This is a genomic window from Pimelobacter sp. 30-1, from assembly GCF_018831735.1.
Classification (GTDB): Bacteria; Actinomycetota; Actinomycetes; order Propionibacteriales; family Nocardioidaceae; genus Nocardioides.
Window position 1 is genome coordinate 1 of record NZ_NHTS01000023.1, and the last position, 8,369, is coordinate 8,369.

6 protein-coding genes and 2 pseudogenes are annotated in these 8,369 nt (G+C 69.0%); 3 read left to right on the forward strand and 5 right to left on the reverse strand.

What is annotated here, in order from left to right; genetic code table 11:
- Positions 1–263, forward strand: a 263-nt coding sequence (locus tag CCO04_RS28040; RefSeq protein WP_215817480.1) for a hypothetical protein, incomplete at its 5' end; no start/stop codon positions are given.
- An 8-nt stretch (positions 264–271) separates the two neighbouring features.
- Here the strand turns inward: CCO04_RS28040 and CCO04_RS28045 are convergent.
- From CCO04_RS28045 to CCO04_RS28060, 4 genes are read right to left on the reverse strand one after another with little or no spacing between them, the layout of a single operon-like run.
- Positions 272–1,639, reverse strand: coding sequence for an amidohydrolase family protein (locus CCO04_RS28045; RefSeq protein ID WP_215817481.1), 1,368 nt, complete (start codon positions 1,637–1,639; stop codon positions 272–274).
- The gene (locus CCO04_RS28050; protein WP_215817482.1) at positions 1,636–3,993 is read right to left on the reverse strand and encodes a xanthine dehydrogenase family protein molybdopterin-binding subunit; all 2,358 of its coding nucleotides are present in this window, start codon (positions 3,991–3,993) and stop codon (positions 1,636–1,638) included. The genes CCO04_RS28045 and CCO04_RS28050 overlap by 4 nt, the downstream gene beginning before the upstream one ends.
- Positions 3,990–4,472: a (2Fe-2S)-binding protein gene (locus tag CCO04_RS28055; protein ID WP_215817483.1), complete on the reverse strand. Its 483-nt coding sequence runs from the start codon at positions 4,470–4,472 to the stop codon at positions 3,990–3,992. Before CCO04_RS28055 ends, CCO04_RS28050 begins: the two co-directional genes overlap by 4 nt.
- Positions 4,469–5,335: a xanthine dehydrogenase family protein subunit M gene (locus CCO04_RS28060; protein ID WP_215817484.1), complete on the reverse strand. Its 867-nt coding sequence runs from the start codon at positions 5,333–5,335 to the stop codon at positions 4,469–4,471. The genes CCO04_RS28055 and CCO04_RS28060 overlap by 4 nt, the downstream gene beginning before the upstream one ends.
- Before the next feature lie 102 nt (positions 5,336–5,437).
- Between CCO04_RS28060 and CCO04_RS28065 the strand changes: the two genes are divergently transcribed.
- The gene (locus tag CCO04_RS28065) at positions 5,438–6,652 is read left to right on the forward strand and encodes a PucR family transcriptional regulator (RefSeq protein ID WP_215817485.1); all 1,215 of its coding nucleotides are present in this window, start codon (positions 5,438–5,440) and stop codon (positions 6,650–6,652) included.
- Positions 6,653–6,844: 192 nt separating this feature from the next.
- Here the strand turns inward: CCO04_RS28065 and CCO04_RS28070 are convergent.
- Positions 6,845–8,027: pseudogene (locus tag CCO04_RS28070) on the reverse strand (IS1634 family transposase); the annotation flags it as partial.
- Here CCO04_RS28070 and CCO04_RS29025 point away from each other — a divergent pair.
- Positions 7,992–8,309: pseudogene (locus tag CCO04_RS29025) on the forward strand (IS256 family transposase); the annotation flags it as partial. The pseudogenes CCO04_RS28070 and CCO04_RS29025 overlap by 36 nt on opposite strands.
- Positions 8,310–8,369 lie beyond the last annotated feature (60 nt).

The window sequence follows — 8,369 nt, forward strand, 5'->3', positions numbered from 1 at the left end:
ACCATCACCCCAGGTCAGCGACCTGCGACCCGAGAAGTCACGAGGGTGTGTCCGAAGTCAGGTGGGTCGGCCATTCGGTCGGCCTCGCCGGGGACGATGAAGCGGATGCCTTTGGCGGCGGCCTGTTCGAGCACCTGGTCGGGGTCGACGTGGTCGAGCTCCTGGCCGAGCGGGAAGGTTCAGTGGCGCTCACCGGAGCCTCCCTGCGATCGATGGACGGACAGCACACCCGCCTTGGCGCGACGGGGCCGGGGCACGGCTAGACGCCGCCTCAGCGGGACACGCCGGCTCTCGACGCGAGGCCGCGCGCAGCCCGGGTGGCCCGTGCGCGCACCGTGTCCGGGTCGACCATCGTCGGACAGCCTTCCGCCACGACCTGTCGACCGCCCACCCATACGTCGCGCACCTCGTCGCCGCGCCGGGAGTACACCAGGGAGGCCGCTGGATCGTGGACCGGCGCGATGCTGAGCGTGGTCTGGTCGATCACCAGGACGTCTGCGGCCTTCCCGACCTCCAGACTCCCGACCTCGGCACCCAGGCCCATCGCGCGAGCACCACCGCGAGTGGCCATCGCGAGCACCTGGTCGGCGGTGATGATCCGGGGGTCGCGATAAACCCCTTTGGGCACGAGAGCGGCGAACTTCAAGGCGTCCAGCATGCTCAGGTTGTTGCTGCTCGCCGGGCCGTCGGTGGCCAGCCCCACATCGAGCCCGGCAGCGAGCATCTCCGGAACCGGCGCCACCCCTGAGCCGAGGTAGAGGTTGCTGCAGGGGTTGTGGGAGACCGACGTACCGGCCGCGCCGAGGCGGCGGACGTCGTCGGCGTCGCACTGCACGCAGTGCACCGCGACCAGATCCGGGCCGAGAAGCCCGGTGTGCTCGAGGAACGCCGTATCCCGACAGCCAAAGCGCCGCAGGGACTCGGCGACGTCGAAGTCCGACTCAGCCAGGTGCATCGTGATCAGGGCGCCGGTCTCGTCGGCGAGCCGGCGCGTCTCGCGCAGTGTCGCCTCGTCGACCGCCCAGCTCATGCAGGGCGCGATCCCGACCTGCACCAGCGCGCCCGGGCGGTTGTGTTCCCCAATCAGCCGGTGCGCGTCGGCGAGCGCCCGGTCGACCGGCTGGATCAGCGCGTCGGGCATCCCGACGTCGGCTCCGGCCGTGACGTACCCGCGGGCCGCGACGCCCCGGATGCCGCTGTCCCGCATAGCCGCGACGACGGCGTCGGTGAGCTCGGGTCGCGGATGGACGTACATGAAGTCGAGCAACGTGGTGGTGCCGGTGGTCAACGCCTCGACACAACCGTGCAGAGCCGCGATATAGCAGTCCTCCCACGTCAGCTCCGTCGCAGCCGGAGCCGTCATCGAGGTGAACCACTCTGAGAGCACCTTGTCAGTTCCGAGGCCCTTCAACAGAGTCTGGAAGAGATGGGTGTGGGTGTTGACCATGCCGGGCATGACGATCCGGTCCCGACAGTCCTGCAGCACCGCCTCGGAATGCCGCGCCACGATCGCGGCGGTATCACCGACATCGAGGATGGTGCCCGACTCCTCGCTGAAGACCACCGCCCCGTCACGATGGACGGTGCCGTCGTTGTCGAAGGTGAGGACGTCGGCGTGGGCGAGAATGCGTACGGTCACGCCTGCGTGCTCCTTGCCTTGAGGATCTCCGCGATCACGTTCTCGGGTGTCCAGGGGCCGTCGCTCGTGAGCGACACGCCCAGGGGGGCCAGCGCGTCGGAGATGGCATTGACCACCGCCCCGGGCGCACCGGAGGCGCCACCCTCTCCGGCGCCCTTGAAGCCGTAGGGGTTCATCGGGCTGGGCGACTCGAGGTGGTCTGTGCGGACCCACGGGATATCGGAGACCGTGGGCAGGAGGTAGTCGTTGAACGTGAGGGACTGCGGCTGCCCGTCCGCGTCGTAGACGATCTCCTCGAACATGGTGCCGCCGACGCCCTGAGCGACGCCGCCGATGACCTGACCTTCGACCAGGAGGGGATTGATCACCCGACCGCAATCGTGCACGACTACGTAGTCCACGATCCTCACCTGACCGGTGCCGGTGTCCACCTCGACCTTGGCCGCGTGCGCGGCGTTGGCGAAGGCGATGCCGGGCACCTGGTGATTGTGCGTGGCCGCCAGGTTCCACTCCATGCCGTTGGGCAGAGGCGCGTTCCACGGCGTCGCGGCCGCCGAGATGGCGCCCAGCTCGAGCCGGGCCTGCGCCGCTCCCTTCACCTGGACCCCGCCGGCGTGCCACTCGAGGTCCTCGAGGTCGACCTCAAGTAGGTGGCTGGCGATGCGCATCGCCTTCCTCCTGACGTCCTCCGCTGCCTTGCGGGCGGCAGCGCCGCCGATGGCTGCACTGCGAGAGGCGAATGTTCCGACGCCCTCGGTGACCACATCGGTGTCCCCGTAGAGCACAGTCACGTCCTCGATCGGGATCTCGAACTCGTCGGCGACCAGCTGGCTGAAGGTCGTGACGTGGCCCTGTCCATGGGGGGACGACCCGGTGAGCAGGGTGACCTTGCCGCTGGCGTCCACCTTCACCGTCGCCGCCTCGTAGGGGCCGATCGAGGTCTCCTCGACGAAGCAGCACAGGCCGATGCCGAGGTGCCTGCCCCGAGCCAGTGCCTCCGCCTTGGCCTGCTCCCGGTCGGCGTAGCCGATCATCGCGGCCGCGCGAGCGAGCGTCTCGGGATAGTCGCCGCTGTCGTACTCCACGTGTCCGCCCAGCACGATGTCGGTCCCGCGGTCCAGCGGCAGCTCGGCGGGAGTGATCATGTTCCTCAGGCGCAGTTCGACCCGGTCCAGCCCGAGATCCGCCGCGATGATATCGATCATCCGCTCCATGACCAGGGCGCCCTGCGGGTGACCGGCTCCCCGGTAGACCGCGAGCGGAGTCTTGTTGGAGACCACCGAATGGGCTCGGGCCCGGTAGTTCGGGATCCGATACGGCCCGCGCGTCATCGCGGAGGAGATGCTGGCCGGAGTCGTCGCCAACGTGCAGAACGCGGCGCCGTTGTTGGTCCACGACTCCACCGTCATCACGGTGATCTCCCCATCGTTCGTCGCCCCGACCGTGACCTCATGGCGCTGCTCGCGCGCTTGACTGGAGGACACCATGTGCTCGGCCCTGCTCTCGATCCAGCGGATCGGCTTGCGCAGGCGCATCGCAAACACGGGTGCGAGCACCTCCTCGGGATAGAACTCGCACTTGCCGCCGAAGCCGCCTCCCACGTCCGGTGCGACGACGCGGATCTGGCTCTCGGGCAGGCCGAGGACACCTCCGAGGAACTGCCGCACCAGGTGCGGGAACTGGGTCGAGGTGTGCAGCACGAGACGCTGCGTCACGGGATCCATCTCAGCCAGGACGCCGCGGGTCTCCATCGGCATCGGGCCGTACCGGTGGATGCGGAAGGTCTCCGTGTAGGTCCGATCGGCGGCGGCGAGGGCGGCCTCGACATCGCCGACGTCCTGCGGAACGGTGTTCACGACGTTAGTGCCGAACGAGGGGTAGAGCAGCTCGGACTCCGCCCGGAGCGCCTCGTCGAGGCCCACAACGGCGGGGAGCGGCCGGTATTCGACCTCGATGAGCCCGACGGCGGCCTCCGCCTGAGCCGCCGTCCGGGCTACCACGGCGGCCACCGGCTGGCCGACGTAGCGCACGCGATCGGTCGCGAGGATCGGGTGGGTGGCCGGCTTCGAGTCGGGGTAGATGTCGATGCAAGGGATGTCGCCGACCTCGATGAGATCGCGGGCCGTCAGCACGTCGAGCACGCCGGCACCTGCCCTCGCGGCGCTCACATCGATGCTCCCGATTTGCGCGTGGGAGACCGGCGAGCGCAGCAGCGCCATATGGAGCGTTCCCCGCCGCTTCAGGTCGGCGACGAAGCTGCCCTGGCCCTGGAGAAGACGCGAGTCCTCGCGGCGTCGCACCGCCTGCCCGACGTACTTCGGACGCACCGGTGCGGGGGCTGCTGTGGCGGTCATTCCTTGTCTCCTTCTCCGCTGAGGATCTGACGGCCGGCCTTGAGGATGTTCTGGTAGCCGGTGCAACGGCACAGGTGGCCGTCCAGGGTGGCGACGAGCTGCTCCTCGCTCGCCCGCGGCTCCTGGCGTGCCAGGGCGGTCAGTGAGACCACGAATCCCGGTGTGCAGAACCCGCACTGCATCGCATGGTTCTCGTTGAAGGCACGCTGCACCGCGGACAGCTCTCCGGCGGGACTGACCCCCTCCACCGTCGTCACGGCGCATCCGTCCGTCTGCACCGCGAGCATGAGACAGGAGCGCACTGGCTCACCGTCGACTAGGACGGTGCAGGCGCCACAGGTTCCGTGCTCGCATCCGACGTGGGTTCCCGTCAGGTCGAGGTCGTCGCGCAGATAGTCGGCCAGGGTGCGGCTGGGCGAGAGGTCGTCCTCGTACCACTCGTCGTTGACCAGCACGCGGACCGGAAGGAGCTCGCTCATGAGGCCATCTCCTCGAGGTCGCCGGCTTCGACGGACTTCAGCAGGGCGCGCTCCACGACCACCGGAAGGACGTGCTGGCGATAGGCGACGCCGCTGCGGGCGCCGGGGTAGTCCTCGGCGCTACCAGCCAGCCGGGCGGCCTCGGCGAGGACGTCGGGCACGGCCGGCGAACCGACCAGCGCCTCCTCCACACCGCTCAGCTTCGACGGGCGTCCCGCGGCTCCGCACACGGCGACCCACGCGTCAACGATGCGCCCCTGCCGGAGCCGGAGCTGCGCCCCGGCGCCGATGATCGGCCAGTCCTTCATCTTGCGGGTCACCTCGAAGAAGCCCGCGACGACGCCGGCGTGCATGGGGATTGACACGTCAGTGAGGATCTCGTCGGGCTCCCGGCAGGTCCGGTAGGGTCCGGTGGCGTACTCGGCGGCAGGCACCCAGCGCTCCCCTCGTACGCTGCGCAGTCGATACGAGGCCCCCAGCGCGGTCGTCACGGCGGGGATCTCCGATCCTGGGTCAGCCTGGCTCAGGTTGCCGCCCACGGTGGCCCTCGTCCTGACCTGGACGTGCGCGACGTGCCGCAGCGCGGCGGCGAGGAGCGGGACCTGCGACGCCGTTCGGTCCGACTCCCGCAGCGTGGCCAGTCTCACCAGGGCCCCGATCAGCAGCCCGTCATCCGTCTCCTCGATGCGGGCCAGCTCGGGAATCCGGTTGAGGTCGATCACCCGGTCCGGCCGCTCCCGTCCCAGGTTCATCGCCGCGACCAGGCTCTGCCCCCCGGCGAGAGGACGCCCGCCGGCGGCGACCAGTTCGAGGGCCTCGTCGAGCTTGCTCGGACGGGCGTAGGCGAATGATGGCAGCGGCACTGAAGCCTCCCGGGTCGGACCAGATTTCCTGACAGTATGGCCCTGGCGTTTTCACCAGCGGGTTAACGCGATGTAACGTCCTGATCGCTATCCTGAGACGCTATGTCCACCCCCCTGGCGTTGACGGACCTGCTCGAGCTCGAGCCCTACCGGCGCTGCAAGCCCGAGATCATGTGCGGGGAGCACCTCGTCGACCGTCCCGTGCGCTGGGTGCACACGAGCGAACTCGCCGAGGCCGTCACCCTGCTCAAGGGCGAGGAGCTGCTGCTGACCTCCGGCCTTGGCCTGGTCGGTCGAGGCATTCCCGGCATCCGCGCCTATATCGCGGCGCTCGGCGAACGACGCGGCGCCCTCGCGTTGGAGCTGGGATGGACCTTCTCCGCCGTCCCGACACCCATGCTCGACGCGGCGCGCGAGCACGACGTGCCGATCATCGCCCTACACGACGTCGTGCCCTTCGTCGAGCTCGCCGAGGCGGGGCAAGAGGCGATCATGACCCGACGGCTCGTCGTCCACCCTCCCGCGCCCACCGACAGCTCCGCCCGGCGAGCCCGGCTGCTTCAAGAGCTCGAGGCCGGTCAGATCGGACCCTCGAGCCTCCAGCGCCGGCTGGCCGAGGTCGGCGTCACCCCGGCCGACGGGGTCTACTGCGCCGTCGTCGTGCGCGGGTGCCGACACGGGACAGCGGCATTGCTGGAGGAGCTCCTCGCGAACGCAGAGGGGCGCCAGGACCGGTTGACCTCGGTGATCTCCGGTGACGTGGTCGCTCTCGTGCCGGGGCGCAACGGCCGCGAGTTGGGCGCCCAGATGCTCGATCTGGTCGATGGCTTCGCTCGGCCCCGCGGTGACGGGACCACCTGCCGAATCGCGATCGCCGGCGGCGAGGCCGGCCAGATGACCGACGCAGCGCTCCGCCTGCCCGAGGCCAGGCACGCCCTGTCCCTGGCGACGTCGCTGGGCATCCGCGACCGGGTCCTCTCCGCGCCGCTGATCGCGGCCCGGATGGTTCTCAACCGCCTCGCCGGGGACACCCTGGCGGCCAAGCTCGTCCAGAAGGAGCTCGGCGAGCTGATCCGGCACGACCGCAGACACCACACGAGCCTCGTCGATACCTTGACCGCCTACCTCTCTCACGGCTCAAGCATGCAGCTCACCGCTCAGGCGCTGCACTGCTCTCGCCAGGCGCTCTACAAGCGCAAGGAGTCGATCATCCGGCTCATCGGCGACGTGGACGACCCGCAGCGGCACTCGAACCTGGTCGTCGCTCTGGAGCTCTATGCTCTGCAGGGGCGCTTCTTCCGCCCGGCCGGCGACTGATCCGCCGACCCGAGCAGGCGTCGGTCAGGATCCGATCCGCCGCCGGAGCGGCACGGGTTCCGGCGGCGGATCGGAGAGGATCGGGGGCCCGCGGCCGGTGAGCACGGTCGCGGCCGAGATCCGCTCGGCGGTCGCCTGGGTCTGTAGGCCTGTCTGCCCGGCGTTGAACCTGACTCGTGCCACCGGGGTGTGTCACTGAGCACCGATGCCGAGCGCGTGGATGATCGCCTCAGCAACGGGCGTGATCGGGTCGGCGGCGAGGTGTTCGTGGCCGGCGACCTGCACGCTGATCTGCTGGATCGGTCGCAGGGTCTGGACGATCTTCTTGATGCTCAGCCCGGTGAGGCTCTGCAGGTCGCGTGCGATCGCGAGGGCTGCGAACGCGATGGTGAGGTGTGCCTCGATCGCGTCGCGGGTGTGGTGGAACATCGGCCGGGCCGCGAGGTCGGTCTTGGACATCCGGAAGGACTGCTCGACGTGCCAGAGGTCGTGGTAGCTCGCGATCACCTCACTCGCGGGCATGAGGGCGGCCTCGATGTTGGTGACGTAACCCTTGAGCCCGACGAGGTCACGCGCTCTGGCCAGTGAGGTCTCGTCGAGCTCGGTGGCGCCGTTGCGGGTCTTGACAAACCGCGGTGTCCGGGCGGTCCTCTCGCCGGCGACGACGGCGCGGGCCTTGTTCTCTTGCAACGTCAGCGTCTTGTTGTCCCGGGCGGCTCGTTTGGTCGAGTACGCCCACACCGCTCGCCACGATTTGGCATGCACCTTCGGATCCCACACGGGTTCGGCGCGTCGATGAGGGTCGCTGGACTTCACCGCGGTGCCGCGCTGATCGCGCGGGGTGATGGTGTCGATGACCTGGGCGTCGGTGAACGCGGTGCCGTGCCAGCGGAAGTGGGACTCCAGGTCCTTGGGGGCTTTGGTCACTCGGGATCCGACGATGAACCGGAGTCCTGCTTGGTCGAGCTCGCGCAGGTTGCCCGCGGAGAGCATGCCGGCGTCGGCGACCACGACCATGTCTGCGATGCCGTGGCGCTGCGCGAACTGCTTGACGATCGGGATGATCGTGGTGGTCTCGGCCTTGTTGCCCTCGAAGCAGCCGATCTCGAGAGGGAACCCGCGTCGATCCACCAACAGGCCCACGACGATCTGGGGGTCGACGCGGCGTTCCTTGCCAGTAGCCGACCTTGCGGAGCTCGTCTTCATTCTCTGCCTCGAAGTAGAGGGTGGTGACGTCGTAGAGCACCAACGACACGTCCCCGCTGGTCAGGGCGTGGGTGAAACAGGCGGGGGTGTCAGATGGTCTGTGTAAGCGGTCGGTCCCAGGAAAGGGACGAAGATGACTGCTGTGAGCACTGAGACTGATGAGGCGAGCGTGTCGAAGAAGCTGGGCAGGACCGCTGCGCGGCGTGCTGCTCGGGCCGAGGGCCCAGCTTGCGCGGCGGCGGCCGAGCTGGCTGCCTCCGGCGCGCTGGACGGGCTGTTCGCCCAGATCGATGCCGGAGAGATCGATCTGACCGGCGACGGCGGGTTCATCCCGGAGCTGATCAAGACCACCCTCGAACGCGGCCTTCAGGTCGAGCTGACCGAGCACCTGGGCTATGAGAAGGGCTCTGGCGAGGCGGCGGCGTTCTCCAACTCCCGCAACGGCACCACCTGAGTTCGGACATTCGGCTTAGTGCCTGAGTTGTGAATGTCAGGTGAGGGCGTCGAGGAT

Bases quoted from the DNA above. Each gene is read 5' to 3' on its own strand.
- CCO04_RS28050 (WP_215817482.1), bottom strand. From the start codon at position 3,993: ATGACCGCCACAGCAGCCCCCGCACCGGTGCGTCCGAAGTACGTCGGG.
- CCO04_RS28055 (WP_215817483.1), bottom strand. From the start codon at position 4,472: ATGAGCGAGCTCCTTCCGGTCCGCGTGCTGGTCAACGACGAGTGGTAC.
- CCO04_RS28065 (WP_215817485.1), top strand. From the start codon at position 5,438: ATGTCCACCCCCCTGGCGTTGACGGACCTGCTCGAGCTCGAGCCCTAC.